This window comes from Mesorhizobium sp. RIZ17 (assembly GCF_051127865.1).
Classification (GTDB): domain Bacteria; phylum Pseudomonadota; class Alphaproteobacteria; order Rhizobiales; family Rhizobiaceae; genus Mesorhizobium; species Mesorhizobium humile.
In genome coordinates, this window is record NZ_CP147861.1 from 2,527,744 (window position 1) to 2,544,878 (window position 17,135).

At 64.9% G+C, this 17,135-nt stretch carries 15 protein-coding genes; 5 read left to right on the forward strand and 10 right to left on the reverse strand.

What is annotated here, in order from left to right; all coding sequences use genetic code 11:
- The first annotated feature begins 140 nt into the window (after positions 1–140).
- The 5 genes from WDX12_RS12370 to WDX12_RS12390 all read left to right on the forward strand — a co-directional run bounded on the left by WDX12_RS12370 (position 141) and on the right by WDX12_RS12390 (position 5,993).
- On the forward strand, positions 141–1,295 hold the full coding sequence (locus WDX12_RS12370) for an ABC transporter substrate-binding protein (RefSeq protein WP_320294474.1): 1,155 nt from the start codon (positions 141–143) through the stop codon (positions 1,293–1,295).
- A 171-nt stretch (positions 1,296–1,466) separates the two neighbouring features.
- Positions 1,467–2,465, forward strand: a complete 999-nt coding sequence (locus WDX12_RS12375) for an ABC transporter ATP-binding protein (RefSeq protein WP_434725058.1) — start codon at positions 1,467–1,469, stop codon at positions 2,463–2,465.
- Positions 2,466–2,688: 223 nt separating this feature from the next.
- On the forward strand, positions 2,689–3,654 hold the full coding sequence (locus tag WDX12_RS12380; RefSeq protein WP_434725059.1) for an ABC transporter permease: 966 nt from the start codon (positions 2,689–2,691) through the stop codon (positions 3,652–3,654).
- On the forward strand, positions 3,644–4,459 hold the full coding sequence (locus tag WDX12_RS12385; RefSeq protein WP_127227748.1) for an ABC transporter permease: 816 nt from the start codon (positions 3,644–3,646) through the stop codon (positions 4,457–4,459). Before WDX12_RS12380 ends, WDX12_RS12385 begins: the two co-directional genes overlap by 11 nt.
- 106 nt (positions 4,460–4,565) lie before the next feature.
- On the forward strand, positions 4,566–5,993 hold the full coding sequence (locus WDX12_RS12390) for a gamma-aminobutyraldehyde dehydrogenase (protein WP_434725060.1): 1,428 nt from the start codon (positions 4,566–4,568) through the stop codon (positions 5,991–5,993).
- 160 nt (positions 5,994–6,153) lie between these two features.
- On the opposite strand, the gene WDX12_RS12395 is transcribed toward WDX12_RS12390, so the two are convergent.
- The 10 genes from WDX12_RS12395 to WDX12_RS12440 all read right to left on the reverse strand — a co-directional run bounded on the left by WDX12_RS12395 (position 6,154) and on the right by WDX12_RS12440 (position 17,045).
- On the reverse strand, positions 6,154–7,563 hold the full coding sequence (locus WDX12_RS12395) for an FAD-binding oxidoreductase (RefSeq protein ID WP_320294387.1): 1,410 nt from the start codon (positions 7,561–7,563) through the stop codon (positions 6,154–6,156).
- Positions 7,564–7,880: 317 nt separating this feature from the next.
- Positions 7,881–8,195 (reverse strand): hypothetical protein, encoded by a 315-nt coding sequence (locus WDX12_RS12400; RefSeq protein ID WP_320294388.1) that lies wholly within the window; start codon positions 8,193–8,195, stop codon positions 7,881–7,883.
- 54 nt (positions 8,196–8,249) lie between these two features.
- Positions 8,250–8,612 carry a nuclear transport factor 2 family protein gene (locus WDX12_RS12405; protein WP_320294389.1) on the reverse strand — a complete coding sequence of 121 codons (363 nt, stop codon included), beginning with the start codon at positions 8,610–8,612 and terminating at the stop codon, positions 8,250–8,252.
- A 78-nt stretch (positions 8,613–8,690) separates the two neighbouring features.
- Positions 8,691–9,164, reverse strand: a complete 474-nt coding sequence (locus WDX12_RS12410) for a carboxymuconolactone decarboxylase family protein (protein WP_434725061.1) — start codon at positions 9,162–9,164, stop codon at positions 8,691–8,693.
- 109 nt (positions 9,165–9,273) lie between these two features.
- Positions 9,274–10,827 carry an alpha/beta fold hydrolase gene (locus WDX12_RS12415; protein WP_320294391.1) on the reverse strand — a complete coding sequence of 518 codons (1,554 nt, stop codon included), beginning with the start codon at positions 10,825–10,827 and terminating at the stop codon, positions 9,274–9,276.
- 151 nt (positions 10,828–10,978) lie between these two features.
- The gene (locus WDX12_RS12420; protein WP_320294392.1) at positions 10,979–11,266 is read right to left on the reverse strand and encodes a formate dehydrogenase subunit delta; all 288 of its coding nucleotides are present in this window, start codon (positions 11,264–11,266) and stop codon (positions 10,979–10,981) included.
- Positions 11,256–12,086 carry a formate dehydrogenase accessory sulfurtransferase FdhD gene (gene fdhD, locus WDX12_RS12425; protein WP_434725062.1) on the reverse strand — a complete coding sequence of 277 codons (831 nt, stop codon included), beginning with the start codon at positions 12,084–12,086 and terminating at the stop codon, positions 11,256–11,258. The genes WDX12_RS12420 and fdhD overlap by 11 nt, the downstream gene beginning before the upstream one ends.
- A 3-nt stretch (positions 12,087–12,089) precedes the next feature.
- On the reverse strand, positions 12,090–15,002 hold the full coding sequence (gene fdhF, locus WDX12_RS12430; protein WP_434725063.1) for a formate dehydrogenase subunit alpha: 2,913 nt from the start codon (positions 15,000–15,002) through the stop codon (positions 12,090–12,092).
- A 10-nt stretch (positions 15,003–15,012) separates the two neighbouring features.
- Positions 15,013–16,569, reverse strand: coding sequence for a formate dehydrogenase beta subunit (locus WDX12_RS12435; protein ID WP_434725064.1), 1,557 nt, complete (start codon positions 16,567–16,569; stop codon positions 15,013–15,015).
- Entirely contained in the window at positions 16,566–17,045 is a 480-nt protein-coding gene (locus tag WDX12_RS12440) for a formate dehydrogenase subunit gamma (protein ID WP_434725065.1), read from the reverse strand. Before WDX12_RS12440 ends, WDX12_RS12435 begins: the two co-directional genes overlap by 4 nt.
- Between the last annotated feature and the right edge of the window lie 90 nt (positions 17,046–17,135).

A 17,135-nucleotide genomic window follows, 5' to 3' on the forward strand; every position in this document is an offset into this window, starting at 1 on the left:
CTTTTCGCTCAGGGAACAAAGCCGCGTCCTGAGAGCGCTGCCGTCGGAGCATGAAGCTCCGACCCTTTGTAGGTTGCGCATGATCCTTTCCGAAAACCGAACTGGTTTTCGGGGTCATGCGCCAAAATGGGAGATCGATGATGAATGCATTCCTGAAGTCGTGCACGGCGCTGACTGTCGCGCTGACTTTTTCCGGTCAGGCCATCGCCCAGGTCAAGGAACTCGGCAAGGGCGAGGGCGAGGTCAACATCGTTGCCTGGCCGGGCTATATCGAGCGCGGCGAGACCGACAAGGGCTATGATTGGGTGACGGCTTTCGAGAAGGAGAGCGGCTGCAAGGTCAACGTCAAGACCGCCAACACCTCGGACGAGATGGTCTCGCTGATGAACGAGGGCGGCTTCGATCTGGTCACCGCTTCGGGCGATGCTTCGCTGCGCCTCGTCGCCGGCAAGCGCGTCCAGCCGATCAACACCGACCTGATCCCGAGCTGGAAGAGTGTCGACGACCGGCTGAAGGACGCGCCATGGTTCACCGTCGACAAGGTACATTACGGCGTTCCCTACCAGTGGGGTCCGAACATCCTGATGTACAACACCGAAGTCTTCAAGGAAGCGCCCAAGAGCTGGAATGTCGTCTTCGAGGAAATGAAGCTGCCCGACGGCAAATCGAACAAGGGCCGCGTCCAGGCCTATGACGGCCCGATCCACATCGCCGACGCCGCCAACTATCTGATGTTCCATAAGCCGGAACTCGGCATCAAGGATCCCTACGAGCTCAACGAAGACCAGTACAAGGCGGCGCTCGCTCTCCTGCGCACCCAGCGCACGCTGGTCGGCCGCTACTGGCATGACGCTGCGATCCAGGTCGACGACTTCCAGAACGAGGGCGTGGTCGCTTCCGGCTCCTGGCCCTATCAGGTCAACACACTGGTCGCCGCCAAGAAGCCGGTCGCCTCGACCGTGCCGGAAGAGGGCGTCACCGGTTGGGCCGACACCACCATGATGGAAGCCGACGCCGCCCATCCGAACTGCGCCTATATGTGGCTCGAGCATTCGCTGTCGCCGAAGGTCCAGGGCGACGTCTCGGCCTGGTTCGGCTCGCTGCCGGTCGTGCCCGCCGCCTGCAAGGGCAACGAGCTGCTCGGCGACGAAGGCTGCAAGACCAACGGCTACGAGAATTTCGACAAGATCAAGTTCTGGAAGACGCCGGTGTCGAAATGCGCCAGCCAGAACGACCAGTGCGTGCCCTATTACCGCTGGGTGTCGGACTATATCGGCGTCATCGGCGGGCGTTAGCGCTCTTACCCTCCCCCTTGGTGGGGAGGGTCGACGCAAAGCGTCGGGGTGGGGCAGTCTGATAGGTTCGCGCTATCACCCCCACCCGCGGCTTCGCCGCGACCTCCCCCATCGAGGGGAAGGTAGGGCGCCGTGCATCCCTTCTAAACCGGCAACGAAACAAACCGACCCATGACCTCCGCCGTTTCCTTCAAACAAGTCTCGCGCCATTTCGGCAGCGTGCGCGCCGTCGACGCGGTGGATCTGGAGATCACGCCGGGCGAGTTCTTCGCCATGCTCGGGCCTTCCGGGTCCGGCAAGACGACCTGCCTGCGGCTGATCGCCGGCTTCGAGCAGCCGACGGCAGGCTCGATCTCCATCTTCGGCGAGCGCGCCGAAGGCGTTCCGCCCTATCGCCGCAATGTCAACACCGTCTTCCAGGACTACGCACTGTTCCCGCATCTGAACGTGCTCGACAATGTCGCCTACGGCCTGATGGTCAAGGGCGTCGGCAAGGCCGAGCGGCTGAAGGCGGCGGAAGAGGCGCTGGCGCTGGTGCGGCTGCCGGGCTATGGCGTGCGCCGCCCCGGCCAGCTTTCCGGCGGCCAGCGCCAGCGCGTCGCGCTTGCCCGTGCGCTCGTCAACCAGCCCAAGGTGCTTTTGCTCGACGAGCCACTCGGCGCGCTTGACCTCAAGCTGCGCGAGAACATGCAGGAGGAGTTGAAGTCGCTGCAGAAGGCGCTCGGCATCACCTTCGTCTTCGTCACCCACGACCAGGGCGAGGCGCTTTCCATGGCCGATCGCGTCGCCGTGTTCAATGACGGCAGGATCATGCAGATCGGCACGCCGGAAGACATCTACCAGCGCCCGAACACACGCTTCGTCGCCGATTTCGTTGGCTCGTCCAACGTGCTGCCGCCGGATTTCGTCCAGCGCTACTCCGGCCAGCATCGCTGGGGAAGCCTGCGCCCGGAATCCATACGCGTTTCAAGCGCAACCAGCGGCGACGGCGTCGCCGCGCGCCTCGTCGGCACCAACTACCTTGGCGCCACCACGAGGCTGGCGCTCGATGCCGATGGGTTGAGGCTGCATGCGGTGGTGCCGGCCGGAACAGCGCTGCCGGCTGAGGGCGGGGCGGTCATGCTGACCTTCAACCGCGACAGCCTGCATCTGATGGACGAGCCGGCATGATGAAGGTTTGCGCGAGGCGCCCCCCTCTGTCCTGCCGGACATCTCCCCCTCTAGGGGGGAGATTGGCTGTCCCTTCGGGTTTCGCCAATCTCCAACGTGGCAGAATGGGCGGGGCCGAGAAACTGCTGATCTCCCCCCTTGAGGGGGAGATGTCCGGCAGGACAGAGAGGGGGGCGAAGGATCTCGGCCTCTCAGGTAATCCCCATCAACACGCGGTGGCGCCATGACCATCGCCGCTGTCCAATCCAACCCCACCCCCGCCATTCTGCCCGGCAGCGGCGGCATGCGCGGCGCGGTCTCCGACCTCTTCTGGCGCCGACCCAGGCTTCTGCTGCTCCTGATGCTTCTGCCGCCGGTGCTGTGGCTGGGCATCGTCTACATCGGCTCGCTGTTCGCGCTGCTCGCCCAAAGCTTCTTCTCCATCGACGAGTTCTCCGGCCTCATCAATCGCCAGTTCACGCTGAAGACCTATGGCGACCTGTTCCAGGCCGCCAATCTCGACATCATCCTGCGCACGGTGACGATGGCGGCGCTGGTCACGCTGGCCTCCGCGATCGTCGCCTTCCCCATCGCCTATTACGCGGCGCGCTATGCGCGCGGCCGCTGGAAGGCGCTGTTCTATCTCGGCGTCATGCTGCCGCTATGGTCGAGCTACCTGGTCAAGATCTACGCCTGGAAGCTGATCCTGGCCAAGGAAGGCATCCTCACTTGGCTGCTCGCCAAGCTGAACCTTCTGTGGCTGCTCGACGCCTGGCTGTCGCTGCCCATCGTTGGCGGCAACTCGCTGTCGGTCTCCTTCACCGGCACCTTCATCGTCTTCGTCTATGTCTGGCTGCCTTTCATGATCCTGCCGGTGCAGGCCGCGCTCGAGCGCGTGCCCGGCAATCTGGTCGAGGCCTCGTCCGATCTCGGCGCCTCGCCCGGCCAGACCTTCCGCAACGTGCTGTTCCCGCTGGCGCTGCCAGGCATCGTCGCCGGCTCGATCTTCACCTTCTCGCTGACATTGGGCGACTACATCATCCCGCAGATCATCGGCACCTCGCGCCTGTTCATCGGCCAGGCCGTCTATTCGCAACAGGGCACCGCCGGCAACATTCCCTTGGCCGCCGCCTTCACCGTGGTGCCCATCGTCATCATGGGCTTCTACCTCTGGGGCGCCAAGCGCATGGGGGCTTTCGATGCGCTCTGATCGTGGCCAATCCGCTCCGCTCGGCCTGAAGATCGCCGCTGCCTGCGGCCTGCTCTTCCTGCACCTGCCGATCCTCCTGATCTTCGTCTATGCCTTCACGACAGAAGAGAAGAGTTTTGTGTGGCCGCCGCCGGGGCTTACCACGCAATGGTTCGCCGTCACCTGGAACCGGCCGGACGTCTGGGACGCGCTCTCGCTCTCCGTGCGTGTCGCCGCCATCTCGACCGCCATCGCGCTGGTGCTCGGCACGCTTTGCGCCGCCGCCGTCTCGCAGACGCGCTTCTTCGGTCGCGAGGCGATCTCGCTGCTGGTCATCCTGCCGATCGCGCTGCCCGGCATCATCACCGGCATCGCGCTGCGCTCGGCCTTCGCGCTTGCCGACATTCCATTCTCGTTCTGGACGATCGTGCTCGGTCACGCCACCTTCTGCGTGGTCGTCGTCTACAACAACGCCGTCGCCCGTTTCCGCCGCACCTCCGGCTCGATGATCGAGGCCTCGATGGACCTCGGCGCCGACGGGTTCCAGACGTTCAGGCATGTCGTGCTGCCGAACATCGCCACGGCGCTGCTTGCCGGCGGCATGCTCGCCTTCGCGCTCTCCTTCGACGAGGTGATCGTTACCACCTTCACCGCCGGCCAGCAGCAGACCGTGCCGATCTGGATGCTGGAGGAGTTGATCCGCCCGCGCCAGCGCCCGGTCACCAATGTCGTGGCCATGGTCGTCGTGCTGGTGACGCTGCTGCCCATCCTCTTTGCCTATTACCTGACCCGCGACGGCGACCAGATCGCCGGCAGTGGAAAATGAAAGCAGTGAATAGTGAATAGTGAATAGAAAAAGCGCGATGGAGATCGTCACTACCCACTAATGACTACTCACTATTCACCATTCACTTCTCTTAAGGAGAAACCCCATGGACACCCAAATGCTCATCGGCTCGAAATTCGAGAAGGGCACCGAAACCGAGGAGCCGATCCTCAATCCGAAGACCGGCGCGACGATCCTCAACCTGCCCGAAGCCAGTCCGGCGCAGATCGAGGCGGCCGTCAGGGCCGCCGAACAAGCATTCGTCGGTTGGTCGCGCACGACGCCCGCACAGCGCTCCGGCTATCTGCTCAAGATCGCCGATCGTATCCAGGCCGAAGCGAAGGAGTTCGCCGCCCTCGAGGCGCTGAATTGCGGCAAGCCGATCAACGCCGTGCTCAATGACGAGATCCCCGCGATCGTCGACTGCTATCGCTTCTTCGCCGGAGCGGTGCGCTCGATGCCGGGCCAGGTGGCGGGCGAATATATTCCGGGCCACACCTCGATGGTCCGGCGCGATCCGATCGGCATCGTCGCCTCGATCGCGCCGTGGAACTATCCGCTGATGATGATGGCCTGGAAGCTGGCGCCGGCGATCGGCGGCGGCAACACGGTGGTCTTCAAGCCTTCGGAACAAACGCCGCTGACCACGCTGAAGCTGGCCAGGATACTCGCGGAGGTGCTGCCCGAGGGTGTCGTCAATGTCGTGCTCGGCCGCGGCGACAGCGTCGGCAACACGCTGATCAACCATCCGAAGATCAACATGATCTCGATCACCGGCGACGTCGCCACCGGCAAGAAGGTGCTGCAGGCGGCCGCCAAGTCGGTCAAGCGCACGCATCTGGAGCTCGGCGGCAAGGCGCCGGTCATCGTCTTCGACGATGCCGACCTCGGCGCTGTGGTCAACGGGTTGCGCGCCTTCGGCTATTACAATGCCGGCCAGGATTGCACCGCCGCCTGCCGCATCTACGCCGGCAAGAAGATCTACGACAAGCTCGTCGCCGATCTCTCGTCGGCGGTTTCGACCATCAAGTACAATCGCCCGGATGACACCGAGAACGAGATCGGGCCGCTGATCTCGCGCCGCCAGCGTGACCGCGTGTCGAGCTTCGTCGAGCGCGCCTCGGAACTGAAGCACATCGAGATCACCACCGGCGGCAAGCCGGGCGAGGGCTCGGGTTTCTATTACCAGCCGACTGTCGTCGCCGGTGCGCTGCAGGAAGACGAGATCGTGCGCCGCGAGGTCTTCGGCCCGGTCGTTTCGCTCACCCGCTTCTCCGACGCCGACGAAGCGGTGAACTGGGCGAACGACAGCGACTACGGCCTTGCCTCGTCGGTGTGGACGAAGGACGTCTCGCGCGCCATGGCGACTGCCGCGCGCCTGCAATATGGCTGCACCTGGATCAACACCCACTTCATGCTGACCAACGAGATGCCGCATGGCGGGTTGAAGCAGTCCGGCTACGGCAAGGACATGTCGCTCTACGCGCTGGAGGATTACACCGCCGTTCGCCACGTGATGGTGGCGCACGGGTAAAGCAGTCCCAGGAAAAGTGCGCGCGGGTTGAGTTCGGCGGCTTTGCCGCCGTCTTCCGTCCGCAATTGCGCAGGAAAACACGTGCTATTTCGGCCGCCGCAACTGACGGCCGAAATTGGCCTTACTGCTACTCCCCGCACCGGCGGCCAGAGCCTATGAGCTACGCCGCCGTCCTGCCCTGCACCGCCGACAAGGCTGGCTTGATGTTCTGGTTGACCCGGAAGACGTTGGACGGGTCGTAAGCGCGCTTCACCTGGCTCAGCCGCTCATAGTTTGCGCCGTAGCTCGCCCGCACGCGTGCTTCTCCTTCGTCGTCCATCATGAAATTGACGTAGCCGCCCTCGCCGTTGTGGGGGTGGATGCTCGCCCAGTAGTCCTTGGCCCACTTGGTGAGGGCGGCGGCCTTGCCTGGATCGGGATCGATGGCGGCGATGACCATTGACCAGGTCGCGTCGCGCGCGTTCCATGCCGTCTCGTTCTTGCCGACACGGCGGACGGCGCCGTCGATCGGGTAAAGATGCATTAGCGACAATTCGCTCGGCGCCTCGGCGGCCTGCGCGACATGGGTGGCGATGGCTTCGTCGGGAAGTGACTTGACGAAATCGCCCTTCCAATACCATTGCAGGCCCTTCGGAAGCAGCGGATCGAATAGCGCCTGCAAGGCCGGGAATGGCATCACGCCCATCCAGTTGAAGATCGGCGGCGGCAGATTGTCGAGCAGCGGCGCCATGGCCTTGCGCCCGTCCTCCTCCGTGCCGTTGTAGCAGGAGATGATGGCGCAGGCGCGCTTGCCCCAATATTCGCGCGGGAAGGGGTCGGTCGAGGGAACCGACTTCAGGCCGACAAAAGCGCCGAGATCTTCCGGTGCCGCCGGCAGATAGTCGCGATAGGCGCGCATGACGGCCGGAGCGTCCTTGGCCTCCCAGAACACCGGGCCGCCGAAGATCATGTTTACAGGATGGGCCTGGAACAGGAAGCTCGTCACGACGCCGAAATTGCCGCCGCCGCCCCGCAGCGCCCAGAACAGGTCGGGGTTCTCGACTTTGCTGGCTGTCACCACGCTGCCGTCGGCCAGCACCAGATCGGCTTCGACCAGATTGTCGATGGTGAGACCGTATCTGCGCGTGAGATAGCCCGTCCCGCCGCCGAGGGTAAGACCGGCAACGCCCGTGGTCGAGACGATGCCGGCCGGAACAGCGAGCCCGAAAGGATGAGTGGCATGGTCCACGTCACCCGAAGTGCAGCCGGGCGCGACCCTCACGGTGCGTGTTTTCGGATCCACATGGACCCCCTTCATCATCGACAGGTCGATGACGAGGCCGTTGTCGCAAATCCCCAGCCCGGCGCCGTTGTGCCCGCCGCCACGCACGGCGATCAGCAGGTCGTTGGCGCGCGCGTATTTCACGGCGGTGATCACGTCGGCGACATCGGCGCAACGTGCAATCAGCAGCGGGCGCTTTTCGATCATGCCATTGTAGACCTTGCGGGCCTCGTCATAGCCGGCATCGTCACGCAGGATCACCTCTCCGCGCAGGCTTTCACGCAGTTTTGCATGGGTTTCGTCGGTCATCGGTTTGCTCCCTTGATTGCGCCCACCGCCATGCGGCGTCGGCGCGACGCATTCGTTGCTTCGTTATGCCGCCTCGACGGGCGGATGCGTTGGATGGTGCAGGAAGATCACATTGCACCAATCCGGTGCTCGCCGCTTCGCCCGAAAGGACCAGCGGGGTATGGCCCGGGAGAGCCATGGTCGCGCAGCCGGTAGCTGCCGTGGAGACTAGCCGCGTCCGACGGCTACGGCATGGTGGAAGGCGGCCGCCGTCGCGGCCACCCATCCATCGTGCCAGCCTCCGCCAATGCCCAGCCGCGGCTATTCGACGATCAAAACTATTCGACGATACGGTAGATCTGCCAGAGGCTGGTGCCCGACACCACATAGGGCTCGATCTCCTTACCCCATTTGGCATGCGCATCGATCTTGCCGATCTTGGCGAAGAACTCCTCCAACTGGGCCAGGCTCTTGACCTGATGATGAGACTCGACCGTCGCCTCGCGCGCGCCGATCGAGCCGGTCATGATCTGGAACTGCAGATCGGCGAGGCCAACCTGTGAGCCGATTTCGCGTTCCCACTTCTTCAACAGCTCGAGCACGGTCTGCTTGTGCCCGAACTTGGCGTCGATCTGCCATCTAGCGCTGAACATGCTGGTTCTCCTCACGATTGCGGCCCGGGCCGCTGTTGATTGTCGGCGGTTGAACTATTCGTCCCAGGCCTGCACGACGGTCTGCTTTGCGATCCGACCGTTCTTCAGCTCCAGCATCGCCGCGCAGTACACTTTTGTGCCGTCCGGATAGGCGCAGGCCTGCATGAAGGCGAGGTTGTCGCCCTCGGCGACGGTGGTGTCGACCTTGTGGGTCATCGCCCTGCTGCAGATGTCGTCCCAGAACGTGCTGATCGCCGCGCGGCCGCGGATTTCGCGCGGCTTGCTCGGCGGGTTGTTGCGGTCGATCACCCGCACCACCGCATCGTCATTGTAAAAGCTCGACAGCAGCTTGCCGTCGCGGCCTTCGATTGCCTTCTTGATCGCGGCGCCGTCCACTGTTTTTGTCTTGGTCAGCATGTCATCCTCCATGTGCCCATCGTCCTGGGCGGTTGATATTCGAAAATGCTGCCCGGCTCGTTGCCGGGCAGGGATTTGTCACTGCGACTTGGCCTTGACGGCCGCGAACACCTCGTCCGTCTGTTTCTTGAAGGTCGCCAGGTCGACCTGGCTGCCGTTGAGCATCGTCGACCAGTGGCGCACGATCGCCGCCATGGCCACCGCCTCCTTGATCTCCTCGTCGCTCGCGCCGTTGAGCTTGGCGGCCTCGGTGTGGAAATAGATGCAGTACTGGCAGGGGATCTGCGCGGCGACCGCAAGGCCCAACAGTTCCTTGGTCTTGCCGTCGAGCGCGGTCTTGGGGTTGAGCTGAACGCCCTTGATCTCGGCCCAGGCGCCGGCGACCGCCACATCGGGCAAAGTCTTGAACATGTCGGGCACCGAGCCGAGGGTGGCCTGGATGTCCTTGTAGGCGGCGGTCGCCGAAGCGTCTTCGGCATGCGCAGGGGTGATGGCCAGCAATGCGCCCGCGGCGAATGCCAGCAATCCGATCTTGCGACTGAGTTTCAGCATTTCATCCTCCATTTCACAGCGCCCTTCCGGCGACATCGCCCGGCCTGCATGGGGAGAATTGATACCGCTTACAGGGCCTCCGCCGCTTCGCCCGAAAGCGCCATGGCTCTCATGGCCCGTCCGGGCCAGCGTGCCGTGCTGAGAAGGCCGCCGCTGCCGCCCGCGACGGCAGGTCTAGCTTGAGCAGGATATTGGCGACGTGCCGCTTGACCGTGTGCTCGCTGAGGTCGAGTTCGGCTGCGATCGCGGCATTGCTCTTGCCGTCGGCGATCAGGCTCACCACCTCGCTCTCGCGCGCCGTCAGCGCGGCCGGCTCGGCGGGCCTTGCCTTGGGCCGGCAGGCCGGCTCCAGATGCTGCTCCGACGTCGCCAGAACCGCCGGCATGGGCTCGTCCAGCTCATCAAGGCTGACACGGCCGGCATCGACGAAATGCAGGCCGGAACCGACCGCGAGATCGGCGACCAATCGGGAGGCGAGGATGTCGCCGCGCCCGGCATGCGCGGCGAGCTGCATCGCCACCCGCGCCGTCAGGCCCACCGGCTGGCCGCGCATTTCGATCTCGCCGACATGCGCGCCTTGCGCGCTCGCCACGCCGATCTGCTGCGCCGCCTCGCGCAATGCCGCGGCGCAGCGTACGGCTCGGGCCGGCCCATCGAAGCGCGACATCATCATTTCGCCATGCGTGCCGGCCGTGCGGCCGCCATGACGGCCGACCAGAAGCCGCCAGGTCTCCTGGAAGCGTTGGCTGCGCTCGCCCCACATGCGATCGCCAAGCTTGGCCGTGTCGTAGATGCGCGTCACCAGCAGCGCCGCCAGCACGCGCTCGGTATCGGCCATCGCGGGTTCGCCGGTGAGGCATTCCTCGATCAGGTCGGCCACGCGATCGACATCGCCGGTCCAGATCGGATGATCGCGCCCGGCTATCTCGACCAGCCGGGCATGCGGGATCTTCTTCGCGAGGAAGCGGCTGGCATCGGGATCGACACGGACGTCGTTGCGGCGATGGATGAGCAGCGTCGGCGCGCTGATCATCGCCAAGATGCCGCGCACGTCGATCCCGGCGTTCATCCGCGCAAGGGCAGCCGCGGCCGTCGGGCTCGCCGACAGCCGCTCGAACCGGGCCCACCACTGGGCAAAATGCGCATCGTCGACCCGGCCGGGCGCGAAATTGGGCAAGGTGGCGCCGGTGCCCCAGGAGGTCTCCGCCGTTTCGATGAAGGCTTCCAGCCGTTCCGGCGGCATCACCCATTTGTGGAAATGCGCATAGGCGCCATAGAGGACAAGCGCGCGCGTCCGCTCCGGATAGGTGGCGGCGAACAGCATCGCCATCGGCGCGCCTTCCGAGGCGCCCAGGATCGCCGCGCGGCCGCTTCCGGCGGCGTCCATCACCGCGCGCACGTCGTCCATGCGGGTCTCTAAGCTGGGCAGATGATGGGTATCGACGCGGTCGGAAAGCCCGGTGCCGCGCTTGTCGAACAGGATCAGCCGCGAGAAGGCGGAGAGCCGTTTCAACAGGCGGCTGTAGCCTTCGTCTTCCCAATGCAGGTCGAGATTGGAGATGAAGCCCGGCACGAAGACGAGATCGAACGAACCCTGGCCGACCACCTGATAGGCGATCCGCACCTCTCCGCTGCGCGCGTATCTGGTCTCGATCGGCCTCACGCAAGCTATCCCGCCCGGCCAGACGATTTCCTGTCGCCGACCATAGCAGAAGCGGGCCGTCTAAGGCAGCATAACTTTAGAGAGGTGAAATACAAGACCTTTGCCGCCGACGGAGCGTGTGGCGCTGTCAGCGTGAAACGGCGCGCGCCGCCTATGCCTGCCTGGCGTAGCCGAGGCTCTTGTCGGCCTGATCCGGTGTCGGTGGCCGCTTGATCCTGGCCGAGGCGGCGATCACGAGGTCGTCGAAATTCTCGGTGCCGGCGTCCAGCATCTCGAAGAACTGGCGCCGCATCCGCGGCTCCCAGAACTTGTTGATGTGCTCGGCAACGCCGGCAATGCCTTCCTCGCGCGGCTTCGAATGGAAGAAGGTGGCGATCTGGTTGGCCATGCGCACCAGCTTTTCCCTGGTGTTGGCGATGTGGTCTTCGTCATGCGACATGCTTGGCAACTCCGGAAACCACCCGTTCAGGGTGGGTGAAAATATCGAAATCGTCGCCGCGAACCAGCGCCACCAGCGTCATGCCGGCGGCCTCGGCGGTGCGGATGGCAAGCGCGGTCGGCGCCGAAACCGCCATGATGATCGAAGCGCCGATGGCGGCCGTCTTCTGCACCATCTCCACCGACACGCGCGAGGTCACGACGACGGCGCCGGCGGCACCATCTATGCCGGCCTTGGCCAGCGCGCCGGCAAGCTTGTCCAGCGCGTTGTGGCGGCCGACATCCTCACGCGCCATCACGATGCCCTTGCCGGGAACGTAGAAGCCGGCTGCATGCACCGCGCCAGTCTCGGCGTGCAGCGGCTGCACCTTCGACAGCAGCCGGACGGCGCTGGTGATGTCCTCCGCCTGAAGCGTAAGCCGCGACGCACCAACTGCGTCGACCGAGCGCATCGCTTCCTCGATGGATTCGATGCCGCACAAGCCGCAGCCGACCGGCCCGGCAAGCCTGCGCCGCCGCGCCTGGAAGCGCGTGTTGGCCTGGTCCTTCAGCCGGATCTGGATATCGATGCCGGCGCCAAGATCCTCGACCTCGATCGCCTCGATCTCTTTCGGGTCGGCGATGATGCCTTCGGTCAGCGAGAAGCCGAGCGCGAAATCCTCGAAATCGGCGGGGCTTGCCATCATCACCGCATGCGTTGTGCCGGCAAAGGAGAACGCCACTGGCGTCTCCTCCGGCACCATGCGGTTCGCGGCCGCGGTGCCGCCGGCGCGATGCGCCAGCCGCGAGATTTGCGTCGTGGCTTTGCGCCGCGCGGCCAAGAACTACTCCGCCGCCGCCAGCGGAGCGATGCGGCGGCTCTGCGTGGCCTGCTTGTTGTAGTCCTTCTGCCAGTCGGTCGGGCCGTTGGACGGCGCCACCTGCACGGCGGTGACCTTGTATTCCGGACAGTTGGTCGCCCAGTCCGAGAAATCGGTCGTGATCACGTTGGCCTGCGTGTCCGGGTGGTGGAACGTCGTATAGACGACACCGGGCGAGACGCGGTCGGTGATCAGCGCGCGCAGCGTGGTTTCGCCTGAACGGCTCGCCAGCCGCACCCAGTCGCCTTCGCGCACGCCACGAACTTCGGCGTCATGCGGATGGATCTCCAGCCGGTCCTCGGCGTGCCACATCGAATTCTCGGTGCGCCTGGTCTGCGCGCCGACATTGTATTGCGACAGGATACGCCCGGTGGTCAGCAGCAGCGGATAGCGCGGGCCGGTTCGCTCGTCCGTCGCCACATATTCGGTGCGGATGAACTTGCCCTTGCCGCGCACGAAGCCTTCGACATGCATGATCGGCGTGCCGAGCGGCGCCTTGTCGTTGCAGGGCCACTGCACCGAGCCGACGCGGTCGAGTAGCTCGAACGAAACATTGGCGAAGCTTGGCGTCGTCTTGGCGATCTCGTCCATGATCTGCGAGGGATGCGTGTAGTTCCAGTCGAGCCCGATGGCGCGGGCGAGTTCCTGCGTCGCTTCCCAGTCGGCATAGCGCGCCTTCGGCTCGATGACCTTGCGCACCATGTTGATGCGGCGCTCGGCATTGGTGAAGGTGCCGTCCTTCTCGAGGAAGGTCGAGCCCGGCAGGAAGACATGCGCGTAGTTCGCCGTCTCGTTGAGGAAGAGATCGTGCACCACCACGCATTCCATAGCCGCAAGGCCGCCGGCGACATGCTTGGTGTCGGGATCGGACTGCAGGATATCCTCGCCCTGGATGTAGATGCCCTTGAACGAACCGTCGACGGCGGCGTCGAGCATGTTGGGGATGCGCAGGCCGGGCTCGTCGTCCAGCTTCACGCCCCACAGGCTCTCATAGATGTCGCGCACCGCCTCGCCCGAGATATGCCGGTAGCCCGGCAATTCATGCGGGAAGGAACCCATGTCGCAGGAGCCCTGCACATTGTTCTGGCCGCGCAGCGGGTTCACGCCGACGCCGGGACGGCCGATATTGCCGGTCGCCATGGCGAGATTGGCGATCGCCATCACCGTGGTCGAGCCCTGGCTGTGCTCGGTCACGCCGAGGCCGTAATAGATCGCGCCGTTGCCGCCCTTGGCATACATGCGCGCGGCGCCCCGGATCAGTTCGGGATCGACGCCGGACAACTGGCCGACAACTTCCGGGCTGTTTTCCGGCAGGGCAACGAAGGACGCCCAGTCCTGGAACTCGGCCCAGTCGCAGCGTTCGCGGATGAAGGCCTCGTCGAACAGGCCCTCGGTGACGATGACATGCGCCAGCGCCGTCAGCACCGCCACGTTGGTGCCGGGCTTCAGGGGCAGGTGGTAGTCGGCCTCGACATGCGCCGACTTGACCATCTCGGTGCGGCGCGGATCGAGCACGATCAGCTTGGCGCCCTGGCGCAGTCGCTTCTTCAGCCGCGAGGCGAACACCGGATGCGCGGAAGCCGGATTGGCGCCGATGATGACGGCGACGTCGGTGAATTCGACCGAGTCGAAATCCTGCGTACCGGCCGAGGTGCCGTAGGTCTGGCCGAGACCGTAGCCGGTCGGCGAGTGGCAGACGCGGGCGCAGGTGTCGACATTGTTGTTGCGGAAGCCCTGCCGCACCAGCTTCTGGACGAGGTAGGTCTCCTCGTTGGTGCAGCGGGACGAGGTGATGCCGCCGATCGCGGTGCGTCCATACTGATACTGGATGCGGCGGAACTCTTTCGCCGTGTGGGCGATCGCCTCTTCCCAGCTCACTTCGCGCCACGGGTCGGTGATCTTCTCGCGGACCATCGGCGACAGGATGCGGTCCTTGTGCGTGGCATAGCCATAGGCGAAGCGGCCCTTGACGCAGGAATGGCCGTGGTTCGCCTTGCCGTCCTTGTAGGGCATCATGCGGATGACCTCGTCATCCTTGACTTCGGCCTTGAACGAGCAGCCGACGCCGCAATAGGCGCAGGTGGTGACGGCCGAGCGCTCCGGCATGCCCTTTTCGAGCACGGTCTTCTCGCGCAGCGCGTCGGTCGGGCAGGCCTGCACGCAGGCGCCGCAGGAGACGCATTCGGAAGCGATGAAATCCTCATGCATGCCGGCGACCATGCGCGACTCGAAACCGCGGCCCTCGATGGTCAGCGCGAAGGTGCCCTGCACCTCTTCGCAGGCGCGCACGCAGCGCGAGCAGACGATGCACTGCGCCGGATCGTAGGTGAAATAGGGGTTGGATTCGTCGCGGGCGATGTAGTCGACCGCCAGCGAGCCATGGCCGGGCGCCACACCGCCTTCTTCCTTGACGTGGTTGCGGCCTTCAACGCCGTAGCGGTTCTCGGAGAGACCGACCGACTTTGCCACCGCGTCGAATTCGCTGGCGCCGGTGCCGGCCTTCTCGTTCCAGCCGGTCGGGTGGTCCGAGACATAGAGTTCCATGACGCCGCGGCGGATGGCGTCGAGCCGGTCCGACTGCGTGCGCACCACCATGCCTTCGCCGACCGGCGTCGTGCAGGAGGCCGGCGTGCCGCCGCGCCCTTCGATCTCGACCAGGCAGACGCGGCAGGAGCCGAAGGAGTCCAGCATGTCGGTGGCGCAGAGCTTCGGGATCTCGACCCCGCCTTCCATCGCCGCGCGCATGATCGACGTGCCTTCCGGCACGGTGATGCTTTGCCCGTCGACGGTCAGCGTGATCTGCTTCGTTGCCTTCGACTCCGGCGTTCCGTAGTCGATCTCTTCGATGAGTGTCGGGAAGTCGGCCTTGATGTTCATCTGCCAGCTCCTATTCAGCCGCCACGCGCGCCGGCGCGGGCTTGAAATCCTCGGGGAAATGCGTGATCGAACTCATCACCGGATAGGGCGTGAAGCCGCCCAGCGCGCAGAGCGATCCGAACTTCATCGTGTTGCAGAGGTCGGTGACCAGAGCGAGGTTCTTCTCCGCCTCGATGCCTGCGGCGACCTTGTCCAGAACCTCCACGCCGCGCGTCGAGCCGATGCGGCAGGGCGTGCACTTGCCGCAGCTTTCGATGGCGCAGAACTCCATGGCGAAGCGCGCCTGCTTCAGCATGTCGGCCGTGTCGTCGAACACCGTGATGCCGGCATGGCCGATCAGACCGTCGCGCTTGGCGAATTCCTCGTAGTCGAAGGGCGTGTCGAACAAAGCGCGCGGGAAATAGGCGCCGAGCGGGCCGCCGACCTGCACCGCCTTGACCGGACGTCCCGAAGCCGTGCCGCCGCCGATGTCGTCGACGATTTCGCCCAGCGTCAGGCCGAAGGCCGTCTCGAACAGGCCGCCATTGCGAACGTTGCCTGCGATCTGGATCGGGATCGTGCCGCGCGAGCGGCCCATGCCGAAATCCTTGTAGTAGGCGGCGCCCTTGTCCATGATTACAGGCACCGAGGCCAGGCTGATCACATTGTTGATCACCGTCGGCTTGCCGAACAACCCTTGAATGGCGGGCAGCGGCGGCTTGGCGCGCACCACGCCGCGCTTGCCCTCGAGGCTGTTCAGCAGCGAGGTTTCCTCGCCGCAGACATAGGCGCCGGCGCCGACGCGGATCTCCATGTCGAAAGCGTTGGGCGAACCCAGCACGTTGACGCCCAGCACGCCCGCCTTGCGGGCGATGGCGACGGCCTTGTTCATCGTCGCCACCGCATGCGGATATTCCGAGCGGATATACACGAAACCCTTGGTCGCGCCGGTGGCGACGCCGGCGATCGCCATGCCTTCGATCAGCACGAAGGGATCGCCTTCCATGATCATGCGGTCGGCGAACGTGGCGCTGTCGCCCTCGTCGGCGTTGCAGACGATGTATTTCTGCTCGCCCGCCGTATCCAGCACCGTCTTCCACTTGATGCCGGTCGGGAAACCTGCGCCGCCGCGACCGCGCAGGCCGGACTCGGTCACCTGCTTGACCACATCGGCCGGCGTCATGGCGACGGCGTTCTGCAGGCCGCGCAAACCGCCCAGCGACTTGTAGGCGTCGAGCGACAGCGGGTCGTTGATGCCGCAGCGCGCGAAGGTCAGCCGCGTCTGCTTGGCGAAGAAGGGGATCTTGTCGGGCGAGCCCAGCCAGCGCTTGTGGTGGCCGCCGGTGAGAAAGCCGCTGTCGAACAGGCTCTTGACGTCGGACGCCTTCACCGGTCCGTAGGCGACGCGGCCGTTGGCGGTCGCGACCTCTACCATCGGTTCCAGGAAATAGGCGCCGCGCGAGCCGTTGCGCACGATCTTGGCCTCGACGCCGCGCTCCTTGAGTTCCTTCTCGATCGCCTTGGCGACCTTTTCGGCGCCGAGCGCCAGCGCGCCGGAGTCTGCCGGGATATAGATGCGCGGGATCATGAACGTACCTCCGCGACGATCTCTTCGATCTTGTCGTCATCGAGCCGGCCGATGACTTCGCCGTCGAGCATCGCCGACGGCGAGCAGGCGCAAAGCCCGAGGCAGTAGACCGGCTCCAGTGTAACCGATCCGTCGCGCGTGGTCTCGTGGAAATCGATGCCGAGCAACTGCTTGACCTTGGCCGCGACGGCGTCCGAGCCCATCGACTGGCAGGCTTCTGCCTGGCAAAGCTTCAGCACGTGCCGTCCGGCTGGCTTGGCGCGGAAATCGTGATAGAAGCTGACCACGCCGTGCACCTCGGCCCGGGAGAGGTTCAGCCCGTCGGCGATCACCGGCAGCGCGTCCTTCGGAACGTGCCCGAACTCTTCCTGTATGCTGTGCAGGATCGGCAGCAGCGGACCTTCCAGGCCCTTCATCTCGTCAATGATCGCCGCCGTGCGCAACGCGATCTCGGTACTTGCGGCCTGCATGATCACGCAGCGCCCTCCCTGGTCGTGGCGGCCAATGTATGTCACCCCTGGATATAGTGCGATTTCGGGGCAACGACATGCATAGGGCGCAATATC

What these genes read in the sequence shown, in the direction of transcription:
- WDX12_RS12370 (WP_320294474.1), top strand. Translation starts at nt 141, where the DNA reads ATGAATGCATTCCTGAAGTCGTGCACGGCGCTGACTGTCGCGCTGACT.
- WDX12_RS12375 (WP_434725058.1), top strand. Translation starts at nt 1,467, where the DNA reads ATGACCTCCGCCGTTTCCTTCAAACAAGTCTCGCGCCATTTCGGCAGC.
- WDX12_RS12380 (WP_434725059.1), top strand. Translation starts at nt 2,689, where the DNA reads ATGACCATCGCCGCTGTCCAATCCAACCCCACCCCCGCCATTCTGCCC.
- WDX12_RS12385 (WP_127227748.1), top strand. Translation starts at nt 3,644, where the DNA reads ATGCGCTCTGATCGTGGCCAATCCGCTCCGCTCGGCCTGAAGATCGCC.
- WDX12_RS12390 (WP_434725060.1), top strand. Translation starts at nt 4,566, where the DNA reads ATGGACACCCAAATGCTCATCGGCTCGAAATTCGAGAAGGGCACCGAA.
- WDX12_RS12395 (WP_320294387.1), bottom strand. Translation starts at nt 7,563, where the DNA reads ATGACCGACGAAACCCATGCAAAACTGCGTGAAAGCCTGCGCGGAGAG.
- WDX12_RS12400 (WP_320294388.1), bottom strand. Translation starts at nt 8,195, where the DNA reads ATGTTCAGCGCTAGATGGCAGATCGACGCCAAGTTCGGGCACAAGCAG.
- WDX12_RS12405 (WP_320294389.1), bottom strand. Translation starts at nt 8,612, where the DNA reads ATGCTGACCAAGACAAAAACAGTGGACGGCGCCGCGATCAAGAAGGCA.
- WDX12_RS12410 (WP_434725061.1), bottom strand. Translation starts at nt 9,164, where the DNA reads ATGCTGAAACTCAGTCGCAAGATCGGATTGCTGGCATTCGCCGCGGGC.
- WDX12_RS12420 (WP_320294392.1), bottom strand. Translation starts at nt 11,266, where the DNA reads ATGTCGCATGACGAAGACCACATCGCCAACACCAGGGAAAAGCTGGTG.
- fdhF (WP_434725063.1), bottom strand. Translation starts at nt 15,002, where the DNA reads ATGAACATCAAGGCCGACTTCCCGACACTCATCGAAGAGATCGACTAC.
- WDX12_RS12435 (WP_434725064.1), bottom strand. Translation starts at nt 16,569, where the DNA reads ATGATCCCGCGCATCTATATCCCGGCAGACTCCGGCGCGCTGGCGCTC.